This window comes from Bradyrhizobium sp. USDA 326 (assembly GCF_049739485.1).
In the GTDB taxonomy this organism is placed as follows: Bacteria; Pseudomonadota; Alphaproteobacteria; order Rhizobiales; family Xanthobacteraceae; genus Bradyrhizobium.
In genome coordinates, this window is sequence record NZ_JBMGQA010000001.1 from 4912434 (window position 1) to 4938231 (window position 25798).

Here is a 25798-nt window from a genome sequence, read left to right on the forward strand (position 1 = left end):
CCTTTGATCTCTGGGCGAGAATTTCACGAACCATTAGCTGTTGGGTCGCCTTGCAACGAGACCGCTGCCGATACATTGCAGCACCGTGTCGCCATTTTGGTTGTGCAAGCGAAACTGACCGCGAACAATCCCACTGTCGGGCCGCGACTTCGACTCGCGCTTTTCCAGCGTGGTCGCTTCGAGATAGAGGTCGTCGCCGGGTCGCACTGCATGGGGCAGCCGCAGCTCGTCATAACCCAGCCCGGCAACGGCACGAACCCGAGGCTGCAATTCATTGCTCAGGAAGATGAAGATCGCGAAGGTGTGGGCAGCAGACGCCGACAGCCCGCCAAAAACGGAGCGAGCCGCCGCCGCCTCATCAATGTGGAAGGGCCTTGGGTCGAACTGCTTGGCGAACTGAATGATCTCGTCCTTGGTGACGGAATACGGGCCAGCCTTCTGGCCGTCACCGATCTCAACGTCTTCAAAATACCCGCTGCTCATTGGTAAGCCCCTCCGCTGCAAATCTGGCTTTGAGCCAGCAAACTGCCAGAGATATGCGCAGCGCCAGCGGCGTGGCTGATCGCCATAAAGCGCCGCCCATCAAGAGCTTACTCGCGCCGAAGGCGAGTTCAATAGGAAGCCCGCCCGTGCTTTGTCTCAACCTCGGCCTTGCGGGACGTCCGGCGACTGGGAAAACGCCTGTGGGCGGCTGGTAGAGGCCTTCTGAATGAAAGGGGCCGGGGGGCGGGGTCGCAAAAAGGAGGCGACAGCACATTCCATCGCGGCGGCGCTCGAAAAAGTTCCATCGGACAGTTTGTGGTTCGGAACTTATCGGCAAGGAGCTCAGCGCTGCTAGGGGAAAATTGTGCTACAAACGCCTGAAACCTGCTTCGCTTACCACGTTACCGCAGCGCAACCGGTAGTTTTGTTCCTCATCATGACATTGTAACCATGAGGAACCGACGGGGAGCCCGCCATGCCTCGCATCAGCTCGACCGCCCTCGACTTCGCCCCGGTGGCGGCGAGGCTGCGCCCGCCCGACGATCTCACGGGCGAGGCCCGCAAGCTGTTCGTCCAGATCGTGCTGGAGGCCCGGCCCGACTTCTTCGAGCCCACCGACGTGCATCTTTTGGCCCGCTACGCGCGGGCGCTGCTCGCCGAACAGGAAGCCGACGAACGGCTGCGCGAGAATCCCATAGTTGACCTGAAGCCGAGCCCGTGGCTGGCGATCTGGCAAGCCCGTGATCGCACCGTGCGCTCGCTGGCCCGCATGCTGAAGCTCAACCCGGCCGGGCGCCACGCCAAGCCGGTCACCGCCGAGCGCGACTACATCGTGCCCAATGAGTACGACCGCATGGCGCTGGAGAAGCGCAATGGCTAGAGCCGATCTCAGCGAGGCCGACCGCGACGCGCTCAAGCGCGCGCTCAATGCCGCCCGCCGCGAGAGCCCGGCCCGCGCCAAGCAGATCGATGCGATGCTGCGGGACTCTTCGCGCTCGTGGGACGAGGTTGCCAAGTTCGCAGCCAGTTGCGTCCAGACCGGCAATCTCGGTCTGATGCCGTGGCAACCGCCGCCGTGCCAGATCGCCAACATCGAGGCCGCGCTCGCCGCCAGCGACGACGAACCCCGGCGCGGCCGGAACGCTGCCGCCACGTTGTTGCAGCAGATGCTCGATGCCGGTGTCAGCAGGTTCGAACCCGATCCCATGGCCGCGCTCGCCGAGGCTGAGCATCAATCGCTGACATCCTGATCCGGCGCGCGAATGCGACCGCGCCGAAACCGAACGACGCGAGGCGGGCTAACTTCGGCTTCAGCGAGATCGCCATCCGATGGCCGGAGGCAGTTTAGCGCCTGACGCGCGAAGCATTCCGCCTGCTTGTTTCCGGTCTTCTGAATCTCTTCGATGGCCCAGACCAACATCTGAACCGCGCCGCCAGAGTCTTCTTGGTTCATCGGCATGCCCGCTATTCGAGCCCCGGATTATATTTGATGGTATACCTCTGGTGGAGCCGGCTCGGTTCAAAAGTGTACCATGAACACGCGCGGCGTCCAGCGAAGATGAGCACGTCTGGCAATGACTATCTCCGCGCGAGAAGCAGCTTCTAAGGCGCATTGCGGGGCAAAACGGATGCTGACATAGCAGCAAAATTTGGAGGTGGTGTGAAGCGTGTCGCTGAACAGCGCGCCCGGTTGCTGCAAAAACTAGGAGTGAGCGATCCTGTCGAGATCGCCGACGCCGCCGAGCGGTTGGCGAGCTGGCGCAATATAGGGGCGTTACATAACCCGATGCCGATCTCGCTGTCGGATTCCGAAATGGCCGCCGTGATGGATGCCGCCGCTCCCATCGACCGCCGCGCCCGCGATGCCTTCCTGCGCGAGGTGTTCGGCGAGCTGGCCAAGCACGAGGTGATCGGCCCCGGCATCATCGGCCGCGTTGTGCGTGACATCCAGCGCCGGCACCTCGCGCCGCGCACCGGGCACAACGTGGTCGGCAAGTGGGACTGATGCGAATAAAACGGGCGGCACGAATGCCGCCCGCCATGTTCAGTTTACGCAGAACGCTTAGACGCCGCGACCTGCTTGCTGCCGACGTGGTCCTTCTCCGTTAGAATCTCGCTGACCCGCCCCGCATTAATGCGGTAGTCGGCAGCGATCTCGTGCTGAAGCTGGCCACTCCAATAACGCAACCAAACATCCACAGCTTCGTCGAACGTAAACTTGGTCTTTCTCAAATTAGAGGTCCTTTGTGTTGGACCCCTTGACCGGACTCATACGTTCAGTATTACTGAACTTATAAGAGACGGCCAAAAGGCCGCACGGGAGTGAACATCATGAAAGCCGGGCATCCGTGGCAGGCGTGACCCGGTTTTTTCATCACCAGACGAATCAAGCTCGCCTGACCCCGCCAACCTACAAGAGATTCGCGCTCCACGGTGAGTCCGCGCGCAAGATGGCGCAGTTATTCGACCAATCCACAACCGATTGACTCGGCGCGAATCAACTCGCGCACGGCAGCGAGGGCTTTCATAAACTCGCGCTGATTGGCACGGGCCCGTATATGCTGCGGCTTTCCATCACGAGGTGATTCGCATGGCTGACGAGGCAGACAAAGGCCGTCCGGTACAAGTCACGAGTCCCAGTTACCGAAGCGACAAAACGGACGATCTGCGCATTCGCAAGGATGATGCGCAGCGACTGGTCGCGCGTTACTTGCGCGAGAAGATGAACCCCGGCGATGCCAATGATCTCGCCAACCGGATCGTTGATGGCATAGTGGCCGCACAAAAGACCGCAAGCCGCCCGGCGCTTCGAGGCTGGCGCATGATCCCTGAGCACCCACCCGAAGACGTGCTCTCGCAACTCTCCTCGTCGATCAGGGCTATCCGTCCAACCGACGACGTGCGCTCGATGTGCTCGGCTGCATGGAAGGCCGTCTATAGGCACGCGACCGCATTGCCGGACGACATCGTCACGTAGCTCATGGCCCGTGCCGCACGGCACGAGAAGCGCGAAGTTTCGAAGACTGAACCGCGATGATCCTTTCCAGAACTGATCTCAAGAAAGAGCTGCTCGGTGCGCTATGGCAAGGGGCTTTGATCGCCGCTCTGTTTTGGTTTCGCAGCGAGTTCGAGCCGCACATTGGCCAGACGGCGACGAGCTGGGCTCTCAACATCCTGCTATTGCTTTACCTGTTCTCGCTGATCCGCGTCGCTGGCGGCTGTTATGACATCGTCAGTTGGGAGCGCAACGAACGCAAACTGAAGCAAGAGGATGAACGGGAATTGGCTGCGCTGGAAAGCGGGCGAGAGCGCGAGCAGGCCGAGTACGATGCATTCCTCAAATGGGCGAAGCTGAACCCGAAAGCCGTTGATCGCCTGCTAGCCATCGTCGAGCACGAGCAGATTGATGACCCCGAACATTTGACGTGGCTACGGGAGCGTCGGGAGACCGAAGGTCCGAACGCATTGACGGACCTTCCGCGCCTGTTCGAGTGGCTTAGGGCCCGCCGCGAGTTGCAGAAATTCGGCATCGAACCGCCGCTGCCGCCGCACTAAAATCTGGGGACGCGCCGGAACCGGCTGCAAGGGACGCAGGACGGACGCGAATTCGGGTTTCTCCAGCCACTTCAAGCGGGTAGATAGAACCTCATTCTCCCACAAGGGGAGAAGGAAGAGCGCTGTCCAGACCGGATAGATTGGTAACACAGTAGACCGGATGGATGGGTGACAGTTCTCTGTCGGCTGGGAGGATCAGCCGATGCCTTGGCGAGAGAGCTGTGCAGTGGACCAACGGGTGAACTTCATATCGGATCAGCGAACCGGCATGTGGACGATGACCGAGCTTTGCGAGCGCTACGAGATCAGTCGCAAGACCGGTTACAAGTGGCTGGAGCGCTACCGGCTGGAGGGGCCTAGCGGGCTTGAGGATCGTTCCCACGCCGCGCGGGTGCATGGGCGGGCGACGCCTCAGCACATCGTGGATGCGATCGTTGGGCTGCGGCTCGAGCGGCCGAGCTGGGGACCGCGCAAGATCGTCAGCAAGCTCGAGGCTCGCCAAGGGGATGTCGACTGGCCGTCGGCCTCGACAGCCGGAGCGATTCTCAAACGAGCGGGACTCGTCGGCGACCGCAAGGTCCGTCGACGTGCGCCGCCGCGGATGGGGCAACTGACGGTGCCTCAGCATGCCAACCATGTATGGGCCCTAGATCACAAGGGCTGGATCCGATTGGGCGACGGTTCTCGCGTTGAACCATTCACTGTGACCGATGGCTTCAGCCGCTATTTGATCAGCCTGACGGCGACGGGCAGCACGCAATATGCCGAGTGCCAACCGCTACTGGAACGGGCGTTTCGCGAGCACGGCTTGCCGCAGATCATCCGCTCCGACAACGGCTCGCCGTTCGCCTCGACCGGGACGACCGGTCTGACCGCGCTGTCGGTATGGTGGATCAAGCTTGGCATCCGCCATGAACGGATTGATCCTGGCCATCCGCAGCAGAACGGCTGGCACGAACGCTTCCACCTTACGCTTCTGGAAGCCATGCGGCCACCGCCGCCGACCAGGACCGCGCAAGCCCGACGGTTCGCAGCATTCGCGCGCGACTATAACGAAGAACGGCCCCACGAGGCGCTTGGCCAACGCCCACCTGCCAGCGCCTACCACTCTTCCCCTCGTGCGATGCCAAGGCGGCCTCCGGAGCCGGACTATCCCGTCGAAGCGGCGGTGCGCCAGGTTCGCTCCAACGGCGAGATCAAATGGCGTGGCGATCTCATCCACCTTTGCAGCGCTCTCGCTGGTGAAACAGTTGCCGTGGAGGAAACCGCCGACGGGCAATGGCAGGTGCGCTTCTTCAACGTGCCGATCGGCATCATCGACCAGAAAACATCGACGCTGCGGCGCTGCGCTAGCGCAGCGCCGCAGCAGACCGAACCATGAACGACTGTTACCTTTCCATCCGGTCTGTTTTGTTACCCATCCATCCGCTGGACAGCGCCGGCGATCATTCGCAATATTATCCCGCGATCTCCCGCCAGTCGGCGCCGCGCAGCATGCGCATCACGGCATTGCCTACGGCCGTGCGTTGCCGGCCCGCGACCCCATATAGGTTAACGGTCCGGCGCGCATCCAGCCCTGCCACTGCGGCGCGCGTCAGCCGCTCCGGCACAGGCGAGGTGTGCGGCACCATGGCGACGCCGATGTCGGCCTCGACCAGCTCGATCAGATCGCGCTCGTTCGAGACCTCGTGGCCATGTTCGATGTCGATGCCGTGTTCGCGCAGGCTCGCGGAGATGCGGCGCGCGTGTTCGCAGAAGGTGCGGCTCAGCAACTGCTCGGATCGCAGATCGTCCAGATCGACGCTGACGCGGCCGGCCAGCCGGTGTCCATCGCCGATAACGAGCTCGAAATTCTCGGTGAACAGCGGCCAGACGTCGAGGCGCTCCCAGGCCTCGTCGATCTCGGCGGCGATGCCGAGCTCGGCTTCGCCCTTCTTCAGGAAATCGCCGACCTCGCGGTTCGAGCCGCGCAGGAAGCGGAATTCGAGCCGGTTGAACTGCCGCTTGATCTCGTTGAGATGCGGAATCAGCAGGGCGAGGTCGATCGAATGCGTCAGCGCAATGCGGAGCGCACCGATCTCGCCGCTTTTGAACGAGGAGGCGAGCGAACGTGCGCCGGCGGCGGCGTCATAGCACTGCTTCAGAAGCGGATGCATGCGCTGGCCGAGTTCGGTCAATTGCGCCGCCGGTCGTTCGCGGCGGAACAGGTCGCCACCGAGCTCGGCTTCGAGCTGCTTGATCGCGCGCGTCAGCGACGGCTGCGTGACGTTGCACTCCTCGGCCGCGCGCGTGAAATTCAAGAGCTGCGCCACCGCGAGGAAATAGCGGACCTGGTGCATTTCCATGGATCGGCTCCCAGCAGGTTCGGCTTCAAATCTAGCCGATCGGGGCGGGAAATGACATGCTCGGCGCGATAGCGCGGACGTATGGACTCGGAAGCCAACCGGCATTCCAAAAGGCCCCGCGATCTCCTAAAATGATCGCGCGTAACAACACCGCCGCGTCAGACGAAAATTCGACCGGTGCGGGCTCACAGGAGCGTAGCATGAAGGGCATCAAGGGCACAGCTGCGGATATCCCAGGTCAGGTCGTGCTGGTGCTCCAGGGCGGCGGTGCTCTCGGCTCCTATCAGGCGGGCGTCTACCAGGCGCTGCATGAGTCCGGCATAGAGCCGGACTGGGTCATCGGCACCTCGATCGGCGCCATCAATGCGAGCCTGATTGCGGGCAACGCGCCGGAGCAGCGGCTCGCGCGGTTGAGGGAGTTCTGGAAGCGGATGGAGCAGAAGCCGGTCTGGGACTGGCGCACCGGATTTCCCGGCTTCAACGAGAAGCTGGCCTATTGGTCGACCGTGACCCACGGCATTCCAGGTTTCTTCCGTCCCAATGCGCTGGCGCATGCCGGAGATTCCTTTCCGCTGGGAGCCGATCACGCGGGCTATTATTCGACCGCGCCGCTTGAGAAGACGCTGAGCGAGCTCGTCGATTTCGACCTGGCCAATCGCTGCGCGCCGCGCCTGACGGTCGGCGCGGCTCATGTCGGTACCAGCGAAATGCGCTATTTCGACAGCCGCGACGGCGAGCTGACGGTGAAGCATGTGATGGCCTCGGGCGCGTTGCCGCCGGCTTTCCCCGCCGTGCGCATCGACGGCGAACTCTATTGGGACGGCGGCATCCTGTCGAACACGCCGACGGAAGCGGTGTTCGACGACAATCCCCGCAGGGATTCGCTGATTTTCTCCGTGCATCTGTGGAATCCCGTCGGGCCCGAACCGAGCACGATGGCGGAGGTGCTGAACCGGCACAAGGACGTGCAATATTCCAGCCGTATCGCGAGCCAGATCGTACGGCAGCAGCAGGCCCATCGCCTGCGCCATGTGATCAACCAGCTTGCGGCACGGCTACCCGAGAGCGAGCGCAACGACCCCGCCGTGCGTGAGCTGATGAGCTACGGCTGTCCGACGCGCATGCATGTGGTGCGGCTGCTCGCGCCGCAGCTCGAGCGCGAGACGCATACCAAGGATATCGACTTCAGCCCGTCCGGGATCACGCGGCGGTGGCACGCCGGCTATGCTCATACGAAGGCGGTGCTGGCGCGCAAGCCCTGGATCGGCGAATTCGATCCGCTCGCCGGCGTGGTGCTGCACGAGCATATGGACGAGATGCCGATGGCGGCCGAGTGAGGCCTTGTTCGTCATTGCCTTGCACGACGACGATTTCGCAGGCGCGCGGTCCGGAGTATGGTCGCCGTGTCGTCGTCGCGAGGCCTGCAATTGGTCGCTGAGAAAGATCTGGAGGAGTCGCTCGATACGCTGCGTGCGAACGCGGCGGGACCGGTCGCGGGCGTGTTCGGTCCGGACTCGTTGACCTGGCAGATCGACCGGGAGGCCGTGATCTTTCTCGGTGCCGGCCGTGCGCTGCTGCTGCAGCTGGCCCATCCATGGGTGGCGGCGGCGATCGCCGAGCATTCGCGCACCCTTGCCGATCCGATCGGCCGCTTCCATCGCACCTTCGACATCGTCTTCACGATGGTGTTCGGCTCGCTGGACCGGGCGCTGCTGTCGTCCCGGCAGCTGTATCGGCGTCACAGCATGATCGTCGGCGAGATGCGCGAGACCGTGGGTCCGTTCGCGGCCGGCTCGCGCTACTGCGCCAACGACATCCCCGCGCTGCGCTGGGTCCATGCGACGCTGGTCGAGACGGCGCTCATGGCACATGATCTGGTGCTGCTGCCACTCACGGCGGAGGAGCGCGATCGCTATTGGAGCGAGGCCAGGCTGTACGGCGCCCTGTTCGGATTGACGGGGGATGATTTGCCGGCGGACTGGTCCGGCTTCGTTGCCTACACCACGGCAATGGCGCAGTCGGAGACGCTGACCGTCGGCCCTGCGGCGCGCGAGATCGCCGCACAGATATTCAGCGGCGCCCGTCCGTGGTTGCGGCCACCGCAATGGTATCGCGCGCTCACCGCGAGGATGCTGCCCGAGCGCCTGCGCGAAGGCTTCGGTTTCGAGCTCGACGAGCGCGCGATCCGATCCGCCGACAATGCACTGCGATGGATCAGGCGCGTCTATCCGAAATTGCCTGATCGGCTGCGCTATGTCGGCCCCTACCAGGAAGCACAGGCGCGGCTGCGGGGCGAGGCGCGGCCGGACTGGATGACCCGCTGTCTCAACCGCGCCTGGATCGGCCGGCCGCAGATGGATCAGCGTCGCTGAACGGTCCCGGCGTGTCCCGGACAAGCTGTAACGCACAAGCGTTGCAGCGCAGAGCCGGGACCCATATGCCACGAACCCAGTCGAGACATGGGCCCCGGCTCAGCAGCGCACCACGTCGCGAGACGACGCGCTGCGCTGCGTCCGGGGCACGGGAGCGGAGTGGGGCGCGCGACTTTATCGGCCTGTCATTGCGAGCGCAGCGAAGCAATCCAGACTGCCGCCGCGGAAAGATTCTGGATTGCTTCCTCGCTTCGCTCCTCGCAATGACGGAGAATGAGGAAACGCTCGGGATCACACCGACGCCAGCTTGCGATATAGCGCGCTGTAGCTGCCGGCCGAGATGCTCCAGGAGAACGATCGTCCCATGGCGCTGCGGCGCATGGTATCGAGCTGGTCGTGCGCCATGAAGGCGGAGAAGGCCCGGCGGACGCCGCCGAGGAAGGATTCGCGCGAGGGTTTCGAGAACAGGAATCCAGTCTCGCCGTCGGTGATGGTCTCGGCGAGACCGCCGGTCTGGTGCCCGATCGGCAGCGAGCCGAAGCGCTGGGCATACATCTGGCTGAGGCCGCACGGCTCGAAGCGCGACGGCATCAGCGTGAAATCGCTGCCGGCGAAGATGCGGCGAGCCTGGGCGTCGTTGAAGCCGATCACGACGCCGATGGCGTCGGGGCGGCGGCGATGCGCGTCGATCAGGGCCTGCTCGAGCGCCGGCTCGCCCGAGCCGATGACCACGATCTGCCCGCCGGCGTCGACGATCTCGTCTGCCGTCGACAGCACGAGGTCGATGCCCTTCTGGTGCACGAGCCGTGCGACGATGCCGAACATCGGGCCGCGCGAGACCGCAAGCCCGAACTGCTTGCGCACGTAATCCGCATTGGCCTTCTTGCCGGCCCAGTCGCCGGCGCCGAACTGCTGGGCGAGCTGGGCGCAGGAGCGCGGATCCCAGCTCTCGTCGATGCCGTTGAGGATGCCGGTCAGCTCGGCCGCATCGGAGCGGATGCGAAGCAGGCCCTCCAGGCCGCAGCCGAATTCGGCCGTGGTGATCTCCCGCGCATAGGTGCCGCTGACGGTGGTGAGGTGCGAGGCGTAGACCAGCCCGGCCTTGAGGAAGGAGACCTGGTCGTAGAACTCGACGCCGTCGATGTGGAAGGAGCTCTCCGGTGCGCCGATCCGCCGCAGCGAGTCCTTCGGGAAGAGGCCCTGATAGGCGAGGTTATGAATAGTCAGGATCGACGGCAGCTTGGCGCCGCGCCAGGCAAGGTACGCCGGCACGAGCGAGGCCTGCCAGTCATTGGCATGGATCAGGTCTGCTGCCCAATTCTTGTCCAGCTTGCCCATGGCGAGCTCAGCCGCCGCCGAGGCAAAGCGCGCGAAGCGGATGTCGTTGTCGGGCCAGTCGCGTCCGGACTCGTCGCCATAGGGATTGCCGGGCCTGTCGTAGAGCTGCGAGCACAACAGCACATAGACCGGCAGCCCGTCCTTGGTCGCGGCCCGGCCGAGCGAGCAGGCCGGCATCTCCGCGAATGCAGGACAGCGGCCAACGATCTGGATATGCGCGAGTTGCTCGATGATGTCGCGATAGCCGGGCAGCATGATCCGGATATCGGCGAAGGAGCGAAGCGCACGGGGAAGAGCGGCGGAAACGGCGCCCAGTCCGCCAACGCGAACGAAGTCATCCAACTCTGTGGTGACGAACAAGACCCTCAAGAACAGCTGCCCTCTTCCGATCCCGCTTGCTGCTATGCAAGAACGGGTCCAGTTGTCCTGGAATTCCCAAGCCCGCCCACGCGACGCGTCCGTCCGGTAAACACTTTCCTACTCGGCCGCCGCCCTCTAGGGTCGCCGCATCAACAACAAAGCACTTCGTTGGTTCCTACGAGACCCAAGGCGTGAGCAGGCATGCAGCTATCAGATAAGCATGAGGGGACGTTGACAAAAGTCATGGCGGGCTTGCGGGTCCTGGACTTCTCGACCACCATCGCCGGGCCCCATTGCACGCGGATGCTCGCCGACATGGGCGCCGAGGTCATCAAGATCGAGACCGACGGCGGAGAGACGATGCGGACCCGGCCGCCGCTGCGCAAGGGGTGCAGCACCGTGTTCGGCCAGCTCAATGTCGGCAAGAAGAGCGTGGTCCTCGACCTCAAGTCCGAGGACGGCAGGGAGGCGGTGAGCCGGCTGGCCGCGACGGCCGACATTCTGGTGGAGAATTTCCGCCCTGGCGTGATGCACCGGCTGCGGCTCGACTACGACAGGCTGCATCAGGTCAACCCGAGGCTGATCTACTGCTCGATCTCCGGCTACGGCCAGACCGGTCCCTCGGCCGAGCTGCCGGCCTACGCCCCCGTGATCCACGCGGCTTCCGGTTACGACATGGCGCATCTGGCCTACCAGCCAGGCCGCAGCCGTCCCGATTATTGCGGCATCTACCATGCCGACGTCGTCACCGGCATCTACGGCTTCGGCGCGATTGCCTCGGCACTCTATCAGCGCACGGTCACCGGGCTTGGCCAGCACATCGACGTCTCCATGCTGGAATCGATGCTGACCTTGACGGTGATCGAACTGCAGAGCGCGCAATTCGCGGTGAAGCCGCCGCCGCGCCCGATGTTCGGTCCGACCGAGACGGCCAACGGCTACGTCATGATCACGGTCGCCAGCGAGAAGACGTTTCAGGGATTGATGGGCGTGATCGGACGCCCGGACTGGATCTCCGATCCCCGCTTTGCCACCTACGCCGCGCGCCGCGAGAACTGGGCGGACTTGATGGACGGGGTCGAAGTCTGGTCGCGTCAGCTCACGACCGATGCATGCCTGCTCGCGCTTGGTGCTGCCGGCGTGCCGGCCTCGGCCTATCGCACCGTGTCCGAGGCGCTGGCTGATCCGCAGCTCGCGCATCGGCAGGCGCTCTCCGAAGTGCAGGACGACGGTGGCTCCTTCCGGGTGCTCAATCTTCCGTTCCGGATGTCCGGCGCCGATACCACACCGGGCAAGACGGTCGCCGCGCTTGGCGAGCACACGGATGCGCTGCGCGACGAGATCGGCCTCGCAGGCGATGGACAAATTCCGCCAGGCAAAACAGCCGCGACATATTGAGCAACATCGCCGCCGCGTGCGGCGTTTGAACTCCCGTGCGTTCCTCTTGCGGTGGCGAGCATTTGTCGCCAATCTCGCCCTCAAGTCGTTCGACGATCCGAAACATCGGACGCGGGATCCCGGGAGGAACCATGACGAACATTGCTGCCGCAGTGCGCAAGCACGTGCCGATTCTCCTCGTTGCGGCGTTTGCACTGGCCGGGCCCGCCCAGGCTCAGAAGCCGGGTGGCAGCATCACGGTCGGCCAGGAGCTGGATATCCCGGGTTTCGATCCCCTCAAGGTCGGTGTCTACGACACCTCCACCTTCACCGCGGCCGCGGCGATCTTCGACACGCTGACCACGCTTAACGACAAGGGCGAGGCCGCGCCAAAGCTCGCGGTGTCCTGGACCCATTCCGACGATTACATGACCTGGACCTTTAAGCTGCGCGAGGGTGTGAAATTCCACGACGGCACGCCGTTCAACGCGCAAGCCTTCAAGGAGAATTTCGACCGGCAGAAGGATCCCGCCAACAAGTGCCGCTGCGCTTTCTACATCACCAACGTCAAGGAGGTGCTGGCGCCGGACGAGTATACCGTCGTTTACAAGCTCACCGATCCCTCGGTGAACCTGCCCGCGGTGATCACCATCCAGAGCCAGAACAACGCGATCCACTCGCCGACCGCCTGGAAGACCAAGGGCGACGATTACAACCGCAATCCCGTCGGCACCGGTCCCTACATCCTGAAATCATGGACCGCCGGCGACCGCATGGTGCTGGAGAAGAATCCCAACTACTGGGACAAGGGGCGCCCGTATCTCGACCGCATCGTCCTGAAGCCGTTGCCCGACGCGCAATCGCGCTTCGCCTCGCTGCAATCGGGCGAGGCCGACATCATCTGGGACGACGAGAACGACGCCGACAACATCATGAAGGCGCAGAAGGACCCCAAGCTCACCGTGCACACCTACAAGGGCTCGGGCGCGCAGGTCTACGCCTTCAACACCAAGGTGGCGCCGTTCGACGACGTCCGCGTGCGCCAAGCGCTGGTGATGGCGATCGACCGTCCGAAGATGTCGCAGGCGATCAGCAACGGCCTCAGCCGGCCGGCGAGCAATCCTTACGGCGACGGCTCCTGGGTCAAGTGCAAGGACGACGGCGCGCTGCCGTTCGACCTCGAAAAGGCCAAGGCGCTGATCAAGGTTTACGGCAAGCCCGTCGAGTTCAAGATGCTGGTGACGGCGACGCCGCGCGGCCGCATGATCGGCCAGGTGCTCCAGCAGTTCTGGAAGCGCGTCGGCGCCAACATGGAAATCGAGCAGGTCGACCAGGCCACCATTCCGTCGCGTGCCTTCACCCGCCAGTTCCAGCTGACGCCGTGGCGCATCGTCGATCTCGCCGATCCCGATCCGCAGATGTACGCGAACTTCCGCAGCGGCAGCCCGCTGGCGCTCTCCGGCTTCTCAAATCCCGAGCTCGACAAGCTTCTGGACCACGCGCGCGTCACCGCCGACCTCGGCCAGCGTACCGAGGATTACTGCGCCATCAGCCGCCTGATCAACAAGGAGGCGATCTGGTTCTGGACCTTCCAGAACACCTATTACGCGCTGTCGAGCGCCAAGCTGAAGGGCTTTCCGAAGATCTACAACGGCGTGATCGACGTCTCGAACACCTGGCTGGAATGACCACGCGATGCTGAACTTCGTCGCGCGGCGGCTTCTTGCCATCCTGCCGGTCCTGCTGGCCGTCTCGCTGCTCACCTTCCTGATCGCCTCGCTGCTGCCGGGCGATCTCGCCTTCGTCATCCTCGGCGACCAGGCGACGCCGGAGAATGTCGCGGCGCTGCGGCGTGACCTGGGGCTGGATCAGCCGCTGTGGTGGCGTTACCTGAGCTGGCTCGGCCACGTGTTGCAGGGCGATCTCGGCCGTTCGTTCCGGACCGGGCAGACGGTGTTGCAGGCGGTCGCCGAGCGCATCCCGGTCTCGCTGCAACTGATGCTGATGGCCGAATTCATCGGGCTCCTGATCGGTGTTCCCGTTGCGATCGCCTGCGCCGCGCGCGCCGGCAGTGCCTTCGACCGCTTCATGACCGGCAGCGCCTTCGCCATGCTGTCGATGCCTTCTTTTCTCACCGCGATCCTGCTGATCTATCTGTTCGCGGTCGAGCTCCACTGGCTGCCCGCGACCGGCTATGTGCCGTTCACCGAGGAGCCGCTGGCGAATCTGCGCTTCTTCGTGCTGCCGGCGCTGACGCTGGCGCTCGCGGAATGGCCGGGCATCATGCGGGTGCTGCGCTCCGACATGATCGCGACCCTGCAGGAGGATTATATCGCGCTCGCGAAATCAAAAGGCCTCAAGCCATCCCGCATCCTGTTCGTGCATGCGCTCAAGCCTTCGTCGCTGACCCTGGTGACGGTGACAGGCATCAATATCGGCCGCCTGCTCGGCGGCACGCTGATCGTCGAATCGATCTTCGCGCTGCCCGGCATCGGCCGGCTGCTGGTCGGGGCGATCTACACCCGCGACCTCGTCATCCTCCAGGGCGTGGTGCTGCTGGTCGCCTGCGGCTTCGTCATCGTCAATTTCATTGTCGACATGCTCTACGCCGTGCTCGATCCGAGGATCCGCCATGGCCACGCTTGAGCTGTCCATTCAGGACGAGGCAGCGTCCGCGCCCGTTCGCGGCGGGCGCAGGCTCGGCTTCCCGTTCTGGCTCGCGAGCGGCTGGCTCGCCATCATTCTCGCACTCGCAATCCTCGCGCCGGTGCTGCCGCTGCAGAACCCTGTAGACATGGACATGCTGGAGCGCCGCGCCGCGTTCTCGAGTGAGCACTGGCTCGGTACCGACGGGCTCGGCCGCGACGAGCTCGCCCGGCTGATCTTTGGCGCGCGGGTGTCGCTAACCGTGGGGCTCATTGCGCCAATGATCGGCCTCGTCCTCGGCGGTGCGCTCGGCCTGCTGGCAGGCTATTTCCGCGGCAGGTTCGAGACGCTGGTGGTCGGCAGCATGGACGTGCTGCTGGCCTTTCCGCCGCTGATCTTCGCGCTCGCCGTGACGGCCTATCTCGGCCAGTCCATCCCCAATCTCACCTTGATCCTTGGCGTGCTCGGCATTCCCGCCTTCATGCGGGTGGCGCGCGCGGCGACGCTGACCCTGGCGCGGCGCGAGTTCGTGATCGCCGCCGAGGCGCTCGGCGCCAGCCATGCGCGCATCCTCCTCCGCGAGCTGCTGCCGAACGTGATCCTGCCGCTGCTCGCCTTTTTCCTGCTCGGCGTTGCCGTCACCATCGTCGTCGAGGGCGCGCTGTCCTTCCTCGGTCTCGGCGTGCCGCCGCCGATGGCGAGCTGGGGCAGCATGATCGGCGAGGGGCGCGAGAGTCTCGACGTCGCGCCGCGGCTCGCCTTCCTGCCGGCGGCGGCCCTGTTTGTGACCGTGCTGGCCTTCAACCTGGTCGGCGACACCTTGCGGGCACTGACCGATCCGCGTCAGGGGGCATTGTGAGCGCGCTGCTGCTGACGATCGAGGACGTCGCGGTCGAGCTGCCGACTCCGCGCGGCAATTTGCGTGCTGTGGATCATGTCGATCTGTCGCTGGAGGCCGGCCGCACGCTCGGCATCGTCGGCGAATCCGGCTGCGGCAAGACCATGCTGTCGCGGGCGGTGCTTCAGCTGCTGCCGAAGAAGGCGAAGCTGACGGGGCGCGTGATGTTCGATGGTCAGGACCTGGTGCGGCTCGCGCCTGAAAGACTGCGTCGCCTGCGCGGGCGCGATCTCGCGGTCGTGTTCCAGGATCCCATGACCTCGCTCAATCCGGTACTGACCATCGGTACGCAATTGGTGGAGACGATACAGGAGCACCTGGAGCTGGATACCCCGGCGGCGCGCAAGCGCAGCATCGAACTGCTCGCGGCCGTCGGCATTCCCGCGCCGGAGCAGCGGCTTGCGCAATATCCGCACCAATGTTCCGGCGGCATGCGCCAGCGCATCGCGATCGCGATTGCATTGTCCTGCGAGCCGAAGCTGCTGATCGCGGACGAGCCCACCACCGCGCTCGACGTCACCATCCAGGCGCAGATACTCGATCTGCTCGCGCGCGAGCAGCGCCGCCGGCATATGGCCATGATCATCATCACCCATGATCTCGGTGTCGTCGCCGGCCGTGCCGACGAGGTCGCCGTGATGTATGCGGGCCGGGTGGTGGAGCGCGCGCCGACACAGGCGCTGTTCAGGCGCATGCACATGCCCTACACCGAGGCGCTGCTGGCCGCGATCCCGAAGCTGGAGACCGCGCCGCATACGCCGCTGCCTGCCATTTCCGGCCGGCCGCCCGATCCGACGCGGCCGCTTCGTGGCTGCTCCTTCGCGCCGCGCTGTCGTTATGCCGGGCCACGCTGTCACGAGGCCAAGCCGGAGTTGAAAGGCGCCGAGATGCCCGGGCACCTCTATGCCTGCTTCCATCCGATCCGAATGACGGAAAGGATCGGCGCATGATGCAGCTTGCCGTGCGCCCGGAGCCGCTTCTGAACGTCGACAATCTCGTCGTCGAATATGGTCTCGGCAACAAGACGGTGCACGCCGTCTCCGGTGTCAGCCTCAAGGTCGCACGCGGAGAGACGCTTGGCTTGGTCGGCGAATCCGGCTGCGGCAAGTCGACGCTCGGGCGCGCGGTGCTGCAGTTGCGCCGCGCCAAATCAGGTCGCGTGCTGTTCGACGGCGAGGACCTCACGGCCATGGAGGGCGAGGCGCTGCGAAAGATGCGCCGCCGCGTGCAGCTCATTTTCCAGGATCCGATTGCTTCCCTCAATCCGCGCCGTCGCATCGGCGACATCGTGGCCGAGCCGCTGATCATCTCCGGCATCAAGGACGCCGCCGAGCGCAAACGCAGGGTTCACGCGGTGCTTTCTGCGGTCGGGCTCGATCCTGATCTCGTGGCGAACCGCGTGCCGCACGAATTCTCCGGCGGCCAGTGCCAGCGCATCTGCATCGCGCGCTCGCTGGTGCTGAATCCGGAGTTCATCGTCTGCGACGAACCGGTCTCGGCGCTCGACGTCTCCATCCGCGCACAGATCCTCAACCTGCTGGAGGAGATGAAGGCGCGCTTCGGTTTGACGCTGCTGTTCATCGCCCACGACCTCGCCGTGGTCAAAGCGGTCAGCGACCGCGTCGCGGTGATGTATCTCGGCCGGCTCTGCGAGGTCGGTCCGTCGGAGCAGTTGTTCGCGAAGCCGGCGCATCCCTACACCGGCCTGTTGCTGCAGGCGATCCCGGTGCCAGATCCGGACGTACGTCCCGCCGAGAGCGTGGCGACCGGCGAGCCGCCATCACCGATTGCGCCACCGTCCGGCTGCCGCTTCCGCACCCGCTGCCCGCGGGCCGATCAGCGATGCAGCGCGGAGATACCGGAGTTGCGCGAGATCGCACCCGGCCAGTTCGCCGCTTGCCATCATCCGCTGGCCTGAACTAAGACCGCTCCCGGGTTTGTCTCGTCTCGCCGGTCATGGCATGCTGCGCAGGAACGAGAAGCATTCCGGGAGGACGCCAATGAAGAGTTTCAAGGTTGCCGATTTCAAGGCGCCGCTGCAGGAGGTCGACGAGGCGACGCCGCAGCCATCGGGCACGCAGGTGCTGATCAAGGTGAAGGCGGCCGGCGTCTGCCACAGCGATCTCCACATCTGGGAAGGTGGCTACGATCTCGGCCATGGCCGCAAGCCGTTGTCACTGAAGGACCGCGGCATCAACCTGCCGCTCACGATGGGGCACGAGACCGTCGGCGAAGTCCTCGCCTTCGGTCCCGACGTGAAGCCGACCGACCAGGGCGATCTGAAGGTCGGCGATGTCGGCCTGGTCTATCCCTGGATCGGCTGCGGCAAATGCGCCACATGCCTGGCCGGCGACGAGAACATGTGCCTCACGCCGCGCTCGCTCGGCGTCTATTGCGACGGCGGATATTCCGACCACATGCTGGTGCCGCATCCGCGCTACCTGCTCAACCTCCGGGGGCTCGATCCCGCGACGACCGCGCCCTATGCCTGCTCGGGCGTCACCACCTACAGCGCACTGAAGAAGGTCGAGCAGCATTTCGACACGCCGATCGTGATGTTCGGCGCCGGCGGCCTCGGCCTGATGGCGCTGTCGCTGCTGAAGGCCATGGGTGGCAAGGGCGCGATCATGGTCGATATCGACGCGAAGAAGCGTGAGGCCGCCGAGAAAGCCGGCGCGCTGGCGACCGTCGATTCCAAGGCGCCGGACGCGCTGGAGCAGCTCGCCAAGAAAGCTGGCGGCCCGATCCGCGCCGTGATCGACCTTGTCGGCAACGCCGCCACGACGCAGCTCGGCTTCGACTGCCTGACCAAGGGTGGCAAGCTCGTCATCGTCGGCCTGTTCGGCGGTGGCGCGACCTGGGCGCTGCCACTGATTCCGATCAAGGCCGTGACGATCCAGGGCAGCTATGTCGGCAATCTGCGCGAGACGCAGGAGTTGCTCGAACTCGTGCGAACGAAGAAGGTGCCGCCGATCCCGGTGACGCGGCAACCGCTCGCCAAGGCCAATGACGCGCTGCTGCAGTTGCAGCAGGGCGCCGTGGTCGGGCGCACGGTGCTGACGCCGTAGTAACCTCCGTCATTCCGGGGCGGTCCGAATGACCGACCTACGTTGCGCAATTGCGCACCTGAGAATCTCGAGATCCCGGGTTCGGCTCTTCGAGCCGCCCCGGGATGACGCATCCCTACAGGAACCCCATGTCCGCAAACAACGCCTTTCATATTGCCGTGCTCGCCGGTGACGGCATCGGTCCCGAGGTCATGGCGCCGGCGCTCGAGGTGCTGCGCAAGGTCGGCGAAAAGTCGGGTCTGCGCTTCCGCTTCACCGAGGCGCCGGCCGGCGCCAACCATTATCTCGCGACCGGCAAATCGATGCCTGACTCGACGATCAGGCTCTGCGAGGAGGCGGATGCGATCCTGCTCGGCGCCTGCGGCCTGCCGTCGGTGCGGTACCCCGACAACACCGAGATCGCGCCGCAGATCGAGCTGCGCTTCATCTTCGATCTCTATGCCGGCGTGCGTCCGGCGCGGCTCATTCCGGGCGTGCCGAGCCCGATCGTCGGCGCCGACCAGCGCGGCATCGATCTGGTCGTGATCCGGGAATCGACCGAAGGCCTGTTCGCCTCGATGGGCAAGGGCGTCGTCACCCATGAGGACGCGCGCGAGACCATGGTGATCACCCGCAAGACGTCCGAGCGCCTGTTCGAGTTCTCGTTTCGCCTGGCCGAACGGCGCAGGGCGCGCGGCAAGCCGGGAATGCTCACCTGCGTCGACAAGGCGAACGTGTTCAAGGCGTTTGCCTTCTTCCGCGGCATCTTCGACGAGATCGCCAGGAAGCATCCAGAGGTGAAGACCGACCGCCTCTATGTTGATGCCTGCTCGGCGATGCTGGTGAAGCGTCCCTGGGATTTCGACGTGATGGTGATGGAGAACATGTTCGGCGACATCGTCTCCGACATCACCGCCAGCCTGATCGGCGGACTCGGCATGGCGCCCTCGGCCGACATCGGCGACAAATACGCGGTGTTCCAGCCGTGCCACGGCACCGCCCCCGACATCATGGGGCAGGGCAAGGCCAATCCCACCGGCATGATCCTGTCTGCGGCGATGATGCTGGACTGGCTCGCCGACAAGCATGGCATCGAGAGCGCGGCCGAGGCGGGCGAGACCATCGCGCGCGCGGTGGACCAGGTCTATGCCGGCGGCATCAAGCCGATGGAATTCGGCGGCAGTAACGGCACGGCGGATATCACGAAGGCAGTGCTCGCGGCGCTGTAATCAAAGGAAAGGGGCCCGAGGGCCCCTTTGTCGTTCACCAGCGGCGCCAGTGATGGTGATGGCGCCATCCCCACGGACGCGGGCCGTAGAAGCGCGGACCGCCGTAATAGCCGTAGGCGCGATAATAATTCGGGCGCCACCAGCAGCGGCCCCAGGGGTTACACACCCAACGCACCTGCTCGACTTCGGACGCGGGACCGCTTGCAATCTTGTCCGCCTGCGGGATGCCGTTTGGCATTGCCGCGAAGGCCGGTCCCGACGCGAGGGCCACACCGCCGACGGCAGCAAGACCAAGAACAGCAAATTTCAGTGTCATCGTAATCTCCCTCGTTGGTGGCGGGAGAACTTTCGCGACATCAAGTGGTTGCGGCTGCGTAAGGTTGCACGAGGAATTTAATCTACCTGAACGCCGGTTCAGCTTCAGCGACCCCGGAACTTCGGCTTGCGCTTCTCCATGAAGGCCTGCCGGCCCTCGCGGAAATCCTCCGAGTCCATGCAGGCATTGCCGATCGCCTTGATCGCCTCCATGTCGCGCCGGCTCTCGTCCTTCAGCACCTGCGCGATGGTGATCTTGGCGGCCTTGATTGCGAGCGGGGCGTTCTGCGAGATCGTCTCGGCGATCGCCATGGTCTCGCCCCAGAGCTCGTCCTCCGGGAACAGGCGCTCGACGAGGCCGATGCGTAGCGCCTCGGCGGAATCGATCCGCATGCCCGTGTACATCAGAAGCCGCGCCCAGGACGGGCCGACCAGCGACACCAGATGCCGCAAGCCGTCATAGCCGTAGGCGATGCCGAGTTTGGCTGCGGGAATGCCGAATTGGCTGCCGTGCGCGGCCAGGCGGATGTCGGCGAGCATCGCCACCTGCATGCCGCCGCCGAGGCAATAGCCGTCGATGCAGGCGATGGTCGGCTTGGGATAGTCGGCGAGCAGCGCACGCTGGGCGGCGCTGCGCTCGGCGTACGCCTCGGAAGCCGCCGCGTTGTGCCTGGCCTTCTCGAACTGGCCGATGTCGGCGCCCGAGACGAACGCCTTGCCTCCGGCGCCGCGCAGGATCACGACGCGCACGGTGTCGTCGTCGCGCAAGGCCGTCAGCGCCTCGCCAAATCCCTCCCACATCTCCAGGGACATCGCGTTGCGCTTGTCGGGATTGTTGAAGGTGATCACGCCGACGCCGCCGGCCGAGTGCTTGAGGATCTTGCCGTCGGCGTAAGGCGTTCCGGTCGTGCTGAAAATGTCGGACATTGCGCGCTCGCTTGTCGGTGGCCGAGCGCAATGTGCGGCGCAGCCGCCGCCGCGGTCAACCGGCGCAGGGGAGGCGAGCTTGCATCCGCCTGTGCTGTGATTGCATGGCGCGCCATGTTCGACGAATGGCGGCAAACCGCCAAAGCGCGGCCAGGCCGCTGCAAAACAGACCGCGCGGTGCGCGAAACATATCTCGCCGGATCTCGTTCAATCCGGCCGCGCCCCGTGACGCGGCGGATTGAACATCGGCCGTAAAGGCCAGATCCCGATCGACCTCAGCTCTCGTTCGCCGCGATCGATTCCATCAGCGAGACGAGCTGACGCTGCACCGTCTGGTCCTTGATCTTGCTGTAGGCGCGCAGCAAGCGCAGGCTGAAGGCGGAGTCGAGGAAGAGCAGGCTCTCGACTTCGCGAGCCTTGTTGTCGCCATCGTAGAAGAAGGTCACTGGCACATCGAGGGCGGAGGCGATCTGCTGAAGCCGAGCCGCGCCGACGCGATTGACGCCCTTCTCATATTTCTGGACTTGCTGAAAGCTGACACCCAGCTTCTCGCCGAGCTCCGCCTGCGAGATCTTCATCTCGACACGCCGCAGGCGGATCCGCTTGCCAAGCTCAATGTCCGGCTTGCCCGCACTGCGCTGCTTCATTCTTTTCGCCGCTGCTTTCATCTCTCTCTTCACCTTTGTTCTTCGGTTGAAAATCCCCCGAAGAGCTGGGTCAGGGGTTCGCCCATGTATGAGTCCTTGAATTCATGCGGGTGCACGAACTCTTCCTTAAACCACGGGAAGCGAGCCGGATTGAAAGCCTCGATCAGCCAGTCAATCATGTGCCGCACGCGGGGAATACGGCCGCTACCGGGATGGTAGGACAGCCAGATATCCAGCGATCGGTTCAGCTCGACTTCCAGTGGAACTAGCTTCCCGCCAAGCGCAATGGCATAGCTCGGGAATACGCCTATGCCGGCGCCATTCGCGACGGCCCAGTAGTTGGCGCTTGAGACGTTGGTCTTCATGACCAGAAGGTCGCGTTCCGAAACGCCCGGGAAGAAGCTCTCGAAAGATTCCTTGGCGGCGAGCTGGTCGGCGAATTGCAGCACCAGGCGATGCTTGATCAACTCCGCCGCCGAGCGCGGCGCGCCATGCTTTTCGATGTATTTCTCGGAGGCCCAGAACATCAGATGCATGCGGCCGAGCCGCACCAGCTTGATGTCGAGTGCCGACGGACGCGACAGATGAATGGCGACGTCGGCCTCGTGGCGCGAGACGTCGGCCGAGCGCATCGCGCAATGCAGGTCCACCAGGATCTTCGGATAGGCCTGCTGGAATTCGACCAGGCGCGGGGCCAGCCAGAACGTGCCCAGCCCTTCGGTGACGGCAACACGGACTTCGCCGGACAGGGCATTGGCCATCGAATCGCTGGCGCGCAGCACGTCGAACGTGGCTGCCTCCATGCGCTCGACGGCGGAGACCACCAGGGCGCCCTCATCGGTCAAATGGGTGCCGTGGACGTCGCGGGTGAACAGGGTGGTGCCGGTCTGGCGTTCGAAATCGTCGATCCGCCGGCGCACGGCGTTGATCGACAGCGACAAGCGTTCGGCCGCCGAGCGGAAACTTCCGCATCGGACGACTTCCAGGAATATGCGGGCCGTATCCCAATCCGAGAGGCCGCTGAGATTTGTCTTTGGGCGTTCCGCCAGAGGAACGCCCCTTGCCGCCAAGGAGTGCATACAATTTCCTTTAGGTCGCTAAAGTGGCAGAATCTGACGCAAACCACAACCACGACGGGTTGGGGAATGACGAGTTTTGAACGTCATCCTTATCAACTTGTGGGCGGTATTGGAGTGCTGTCTTGGGTTGGGATCGGGCGGACTATCGCCCGGCTGAGGGGTGGGGCGTGAGTTCCGTTGCGAGCCGTGAAATGGCTGCGGGATTGCCGGCGCTGTCTGCGATGGAAATTCTTGCGGGAAGGCAGATGCCATCTCCCGCGATGGATCGATCGCACCGCGCAAGGCGTTTGCTCCCGGACCAGTTCGGTGATGGCCAATGGTGCTGCAGATCGATTGTGACCGGAACCGCGGTCCCACCGCAGAAACACAGTGAAATCAGGTTCGGAGGCGCAGTAGCCTCGTGCTATCTTTGGTCTCTCATGCGGGCCAAAGGGGGCGCCACAAACACGTCTCGCAGGCCGAGTTAACGGAAAGAACGCCAGTGTCGTATTCAGACGAACAGTTGCAGTCGGTGCTGGAAACACTCGAGGAGTGCCGCAGGGCTCTCCATGAGTGCAACAGCCGCGAGTCGGCCGAAATGCTGTCCATCGTCATTCTCGACGTGCGGATGAAACTGAAAGGAATTGACAGCGCCGATCTCAAGGCGCTGTGCGACGAAATGTTGCGGAACGCCATGAGCGAGCCGACGACCCCTTCCAAGCAGACGCAGGACCAGCCCCGGCGTCCGCTGCTCCGCGTGGTGAAGTAGCCGCGCCGCCGAATCTCGCTTTTTGGCGAGGTTTGTGCGCGTCCCGATGCCGGATCTGTGATCACGGACGGCATCGGGAGGGGCCCTGGTTTTCGTGCGCCTCGGTTGCGCATTCTCCGGCATCCGCTACACCAGAGCCGGTGCTCCGGGCCGCGCGCATCCCCGCGTGCCGCGCCGGCACCTGAGATGGCTCCGACTGCGTCATGCAAAATGTTTCGATCCCGGCGGCGATGATTGCCGGCCTCGTCAGCTTCCTCTCGCCTTGCGTTCTGCCTCTGGTTCCGCCCTATCTGGTTTACCTGACGGGCGCCACGATCGAGCATGTCGAGAGCGACGAGCCGGTCGCGACCTCCAAGCGCGCGATCATGATGTCGGCGCTTCTGTTCGTGCTCGGCTTTTCCACGGTGTTCGTGGCGCTCGGCGCCAGCGCTTCGCTGGTCGGCGGGCTGATCCGTGCCTGGTCGGCGGAGCTGTCGATTCTCGCCGGCATCGTCATTATCATCATGGGCCTGCACTTCCTCGGCCTGACGCGCATCGGCCTCTTGATGCGCGAGGGACGGCTGCCGATCCCCAAACCGGTCGGCCTCTGGGGTGCCTATATCATGGGCCTTGCTTTCGCCTTCGGCTGGACGCCCTGTATCGGCCCGATCCTCGCCGCGATCCTCTCGATCGCCGCGGCGGAAGCCACGGTGACGAAGGGCGCCGGCCTGCTCGCGGTCTATTCCCTGGGGCTGGGTATTCCCTTCCTGCTCGCGGCCCTGATGATCGAACAGTTCTCAGCGCTGTTCGCGCGCATGAAGGGCCACCTCGTCAATGTCGAGCGCGCCATGGGAGTCTTGATGGTGATCACCGGCATCGGCTTTCTCACCGGTGCGGTCTCGAATGTGAGCATCTGGCTGCTCGAGACGTTTCCGGCGCTGCAGACGATCGGTTAGGGCGCGCTTCGGAGAACCGTGCTGCGGTTCTCCGAAAGGCCGCGCTCGAACAATAATCCAATGCGTGGCGAGACCGGCGCATTGAGCGCGCCGATCTCGATGTGTGCCGCCGGCTCAGGGCTTGAACACATAGCCCGGTGTGATCGCCGCCGTCTCCGGGATCGGCGGCAGGTCGGCGAACAGCTCGGGACGATCCTTCATGACCTTGAGAATGTGCTTCGGCTCGATATGCGCATTGACGTCGAAGGTCGATTTCAGGATGCCGAGCCGGGAGAGCCGGTCCTCGGCGCTCCACAGCGCGCGGTAATTGTTCGCCGACAGCCGGCGGTCGGCCTGCTGGATGTTGAACTGCATCGCGGCTTCCGCGACCTCCTGCTTCAGGCCCGGAATCCAGCGCGTGGCGACTTGCGCCGCCTGTTTCGGGTTCTTGCGCATCCATTGGTCGGCCTCGGAGACTGCTGCAAGGAATTTCTCGATGGTCTCGCCATTGGCCTGCACCCAGGGGCGAAGCGCGACGTTGAAGCCGATGTACGAAATCACGTCGCCGCCGCGGATGATCTCGACCGCACCCGGCACATCCTTGCCGGCGACGATCGGCCAGGGATCCCAGCCCGAGAATGCATCGATGCCTTTGGCGAGCAGGGCGACGGTCATGTCCGGCGGCGGCGTGTTGACCAATGTCACGTCGTCGGGCTTCAGGCCGGCCTTCTCCAGCGTCGCCAGGATGTAGAGATGGTTGATCGTGCCGAAGGACGCCGCGATCTTCTTGCCTTTCAGCGTCGACAGGTCGCCCTTGACGATGCCCGAACCTTCGCGCGCGATGATTGCCATGGTTGCGTCGGAGCCGGCCTTGGTGGCGTTGCCGCTGTAATTGCCGAGCGCGACGAGATCCATGCCGCGCAGCACGGCGCCGATCATGGGCACGCCGACCTGCACGATCTCGCTCTCGCCGGCCTGCAGCGCGTTCAGCGCGTCGACGCCGGTCGCGTAGGGGCGCGCGATCGCGACGTCGAGCCCGTGCTTCTCGAAGAAGCCGCGCTCGAGCGCGATCGGCAAGCCGATCTGGTCGATGCCGGTGACCATGCCGGCTTTCACTTTCGTCAAGGTCTGGGCGCTCGCCGGCACCATGCCGGCCAAAAGCGCGATCGCAAGCAGCAACAGTCGTTTCATGTCCTCAGCCTCCCTCTTTTATCGGCCCCACCGCCGTGACCCAGTAAGGTCGGGCCACGGCGTTGAGGTCCGTTCTTTTGACACCGCGAAGTTCGATGGAATGCTCGTCCGTGCCCGAGACGCGTCCATATTGCTGGAACGCGAGCACGTGGAAGCGCTCCGGCATGAACGGCAGCTCGACCTGCACGTTCACCCTCTCCGATGTGCCCTTGAGCTCCGGCGAAATCTTTGACGGCGCCGCGATCGTCAGCCAGAGCTGAAACAGCGCCCATGCGGCGATCGCGCCGAGCACGATTCGCACCTTGGATGATCGCAAGGCTTCGGACG

The 25798-nt window shown here is 64.4% G+C and carries 29 protein-coding genes; 18 read left to right on the plus strand and 11 right to left on the minus strand.

Annotated features, from left to right (window positions below; genetic code table 11):
• Positions 1-33: 33 nt before the first annotated feature.
• Entirely contained in the window at positions 34-483 is a 450-nt protein-coding gene (locus ABIG06_RS23185; protein WP_124162081.1) for a MaoC/PaaZ C-terminal domain-containing protein, read from the minus strand.
• Between the two features lie 475 nt (positions 484-958).
• Between ABIG06_RS23185 and ABIG06_RS23190 the strand changes: the two genes are divergently transcribed.
• Positions 959-1363: a P27 family phage terminase small subunit gene (locus tag ABIG06_RS23190; RefSeq protein ID WP_124162082.1), complete on the plus strand. Its 405-nt coding sequence runs from the start codon at positions 959-961 to the stop codon at positions 1361-1363.
• Positions 1356-1733, plus strand: coding sequence for a hypothetical protein (locus ABIG06_RS23195; RefSeq protein WP_124162083.1), 378 nt, complete (start codon positions 1356-1358; stop codon positions 1731-1733). The genes ABIG06_RS23190 and ABIG06_RS23195 overlap by 8 nt, the downstream gene beginning before the upstream one ends.
• Here ABIG06_RS23195 and ABIG06_RS23200 read toward each other — a convergent pair.
• A complete protein-coding gene (locus ABIG06_RS23200; protein ID WP_370138744.1) occupies positions 1715-1942 on the minus strand; it encodes a hypothetical protein in 228 nt (75 codons plus the stop codon). The genes ABIG06_RS23195 and ABIG06_RS23200 overlap by 19 nt on opposite strands.
• Positions 1943-2191: 249 nt before the next feature.
• Here ABIG06_RS23200 and ABIG06_RS23205 point away from each other — a divergent pair, with 249 nt between their 5' ends.
• Entirely contained in the window at positions 2192-2488 is a 297-nt protein-coding gene (locus tag ABIG06_RS23205; protein ID WP_245454581.1) for a hypothetical protein, read from the plus strand.
• 44 nt (positions 2489-2532) lie between these two features.
• Here the strand turns inward: ABIG06_RS23205 and ABIG06_RS23210 are convergent, their stop codons facing one another.
• Positions 2533-2715: a hypothetical protein gene (locus ABIG06_RS23210; protein ID WP_027575685.1), complete on the minus strand. Its 183-nt coding sequence runs from the start codon at positions 2713-2715 to the stop codon at positions 2533-2535.
• Between the two features lie 358 nt (positions 2716-3073).
• Between ABIG06_RS23210 and ABIG06_RS23215 the strand changes: the two genes are divergently transcribed.
• The 3 genes from ABIG06_RS23215 (at position 3074) to ABIG06_RS23225 (ending at position 5419) form a co-directional block, all read left to right on the plus strand.
• On the plus strand, positions 3074-3460 hold the full coding sequence (locus tag ABIG06_RS23215) for a hypothetical protein (RefSeq protein WP_124162084.1): 387 nt from the start codon (positions 3074-3076) through the stop codon (positions 3458-3460).
• Between the two features lie 56 nt (positions 3461-3516).
• The gene (locus ABIG06_RS23220) at positions 3517-4038 is read left to right on the plus strand and encodes a hypothetical protein (protein ID WP_124162085.1); all 522 of its coding nucleotides are present in this window, start codon (positions 3517-3519) and stop codon (positions 4036-4038) included.
• 202 nt (positions 4039-4240) lie between these two features.
• A complete protein-coding gene (locus ABIG06_RS23225) occupies positions 4241-5419 on the plus strand; it encodes an IS481 family transposase (protein ID WP_424578306.1) in 1179 nt (392 codons plus the stop codon).
• Positions 5420-5495: 76 nt separating this feature from the next.
• On the opposite strand, the gene ABIG06_RS23230 is transcribed toward ABIG06_RS23225, so the two are convergent.
• Complete coding sequence (locus tag ABIG06_RS23230) at positions 5496-6383, minus strand: LysR family transcriptional regulator (RefSeq protein WP_370138745.1); 888 nt, start codon at positions 6381-6383, stop codon at positions 5496-5498.
• Between the two features lie 200 nt (positions 6384-6583).
• On the opposite strand from ABIG06_RS23230, the gene ABIG06_RS23235 reads away from it, so the two are divergent.
• Together ABIG06_RS23235 and ABIG06_RS23240 are read left to right on the plus strand one after the other, a co-directional pair.
• Positions 6584-7720 (plus strand): DUF3734 domain-containing protein, encoded by a 1137-nt coding sequence (locus ABIG06_RS23235; RefSeq protein WP_370138746.1) that lies wholly within the window; start codon positions 6584-6586, stop codon positions 7718-7720.
• A 90-nt stretch (positions 7721-7810) separates the two neighbouring features.
• Complete coding sequence (locus ABIG06_RS23240; protein WP_370138747.1) at positions 7811-8755, plus strand: oxygenase MpaB family protein; 945 nt, start codon at positions 7811-7813, stop codon at positions 8753-8755.
• 291 nt (positions 8756-9046) lie between these two features.
• On the opposite strand, the gene glgA is transcribed toward ABIG06_RS23240, so the two are convergent.
• Positions 9047-10462 (minus strand): glycogen synthase GlgA, encoded by a 1416-nt coding sequence (gene glgA, locus ABIG06_RS23245; RefSeq protein WP_124159527.1) that lies wholly within the window; start codon positions 10460-10462, stop codon positions 9047-9049.
• 192 nt (positions 10463-10654) lie between these two features.
• Between glgA and ABIG06_RS23250 the strand changes: the two genes are divergently transcribed.
• The 8 genes from ABIG06_RS23250 (at position 10655) to ABIG06_RS23285 (ending at position 19650) form a co-directional block, all read left to right on the plus strand.
• Positions 10655-11851, plus strand: a complete 1197-nt coding sequence (locus ABIG06_RS23250) for a CaiB/BaiF CoA transferase family protein (RefSeq protein ID WP_370138748.1) — start codon at positions 10655-10657, stop codon at positions 11849-11851.
• Positions 11852-11982: 131 nt separating this feature from the next.
• On the plus strand, positions 11983-13518 hold the full coding sequence (locus ABIG06_RS23255) for an ABC transporter substrate-binding protein (RefSeq protein ID WP_424578393.1): 1536 nt from the start codon (positions 11983-11985) through the stop codon (positions 13516-13518).
• A 7-nt stretch (positions 13519-13525) separates the two neighbouring features.
• A complete protein-coding gene (locus ABIG06_RS23260) occupies positions 13526-14476 on the plus strand; it encodes an ABC transporter permease (protein ID WP_124159525.1) in 951 nt (316 codons plus the stop codon).
• On the plus strand, positions 14463-15335 hold the full coding sequence (locus ABIG06_RS23265; protein ID WP_370138750.1) for an ABC transporter permease: 873 nt from the start codon (positions 14463-14465) through the stop codon (positions 15333-15335). Before ABIG06_RS23260 ends, ABIG06_RS23265 begins: the two co-directional genes overlap by 14 nt.
• On the plus strand, positions 15332-16324 hold the full coding sequence (locus tag ABIG06_RS23270; protein WP_124159523.1) for an ABC transporter ATP-binding protein: 993 nt from the start codon (positions 15332-15334) through the stop codon (positions 16322-16324). The genes ABIG06_RS23265 and ABIG06_RS23270 overlap by 4 nt, the downstream gene beginning before the upstream one ends.
• The gene (locus ABIG06_RS23275) at positions 16321-17292 is read left to right on the plus strand and encodes an ABC transporter ATP-binding protein (protein WP_124159522.1); all 972 of its coding nucleotides are present in this window, start codon (positions 16321-16323) and stop codon (positions 17290-17292) included. The genes ABIG06_RS23270 and ABIG06_RS23275 overlap by 4 nt, the downstream gene beginning before the upstream one ends.
• Before the next feature lie 82 nt (positions 17293-17374).
• Entirely contained in the window at positions 17375-18442 is a 1068-nt protein-coding gene (locus ABIG06_RS23280) for an alcohol dehydrogenase (RefSeq protein ID WP_370138751.1), read from the plus strand.
• 128 nt (positions 18443-18570) lie between these two features.
• Complete coding sequence (locus tag ABIG06_RS23285; protein WP_124159520.1) at positions 18571-19650, plus strand: isocitrate/isopropylmalate dehydrogenase family protein; 1080 nt, start codon at positions 18571-18573, stop codon at positions 19648-19650.
• A gap of 34 nt (positions 19651-19684) precedes the next feature.
• Here the strand turns inward: ABIG06_RS23285 and ABIG06_RS23290 are convergent, their stop codons facing one another.
• The 4 genes from ABIG06_RS23290 to ABIG06_RS23305 form a co-directional block, all read right to left on the minus strand.
• Positions 19685-19966 (minus strand): hypothetical protein, encoded by a 282-nt coding sequence (locus ABIG06_RS23290; protein WP_370138752.1) that lies wholly within the window; start codon positions 19964-19966, stop codon positions 19685-19687.
• 104 nt (positions 19967-20070) lie between these two features.
• Positions 20071-20892: an enoyl-CoA hydratase gene (locus ABIG06_RS23295; protein WP_124159518.1), complete on the minus strand. Its 822-nt coding sequence runs from the start codon at positions 20890-20892 to the stop codon at positions 20071-20073.
• Positions 20893-21167: 275 nt separating this feature from the next.
• On the minus strand, positions 21168-21539 hold the full coding sequence (locus ABIG06_RS23300; RefSeq protein ID WP_020608151.1) for a helix-turn-helix domain-containing protein: 372 nt from the start codon (positions 21537-21539) through the stop codon (positions 21168-21170).
• Positions 21540-21568: 29 nt separating this feature from the next.
• On the minus strand, positions 21569-22618 hold the full coding sequence (locus ABIG06_RS23305) for a LysR family transcriptional regulator (RefSeq protein WP_124159516.1): 1050 nt from the start codon (positions 22616-22618) through the stop codon (positions 21569-21571).
• A 481-nt stretch (positions 22619-23099) separates the two neighbouring features.
• On the opposite strand from ABIG06_RS23305, the gene ABIG06_RS23310 reads away from it, so the two are divergent.
• A complete protein-coding gene (locus tag ABIG06_RS23310; RefSeq protein ID WP_124159514.1) occupies positions 23100-23366 on the plus strand; it encodes a hypothetical protein in 267 nt (88 codons plus the stop codon).
• Positions 23367-23569: 203 nt separating this feature from the next.
• Positions 23570-24301 carry a cytochrome c biogenesis CcdA family protein gene (locus ABIG06_RS23315; protein WP_124159513.1) on the plus strand — a complete coding sequence of 244 codons (732 nt, stop codon included), beginning with the start codon at positions 23570-23572 and terminating at the stop codon, positions 24299-24301.
• Positions 24302-24415: 114 nt separating this feature from the next.
• On the opposite strand, the gene ABIG06_RS23320 is transcribed toward ABIG06_RS23315, so the two are convergent.
• Entirely contained in the window at positions 24416-25471 is a 1056-nt protein-coding gene (locus tag ABIG06_RS23320) for an ABC transporter substrate-binding protein (RefSeq protein ID WP_370138753.1), read from the minus strand.
• Between the two features lie 4 nt (positions 25472-25475).
• A complete protein-coding gene (locus tag ABIG06_RS23325; protein WP_370138754.1) occupies positions 25476-25763 on the minus strand; it encodes a hypothetical protein in 288 nt (95 codons plus the stop codon).
• Positions 25764-25798: the final 35 nt, after the last annotated feature.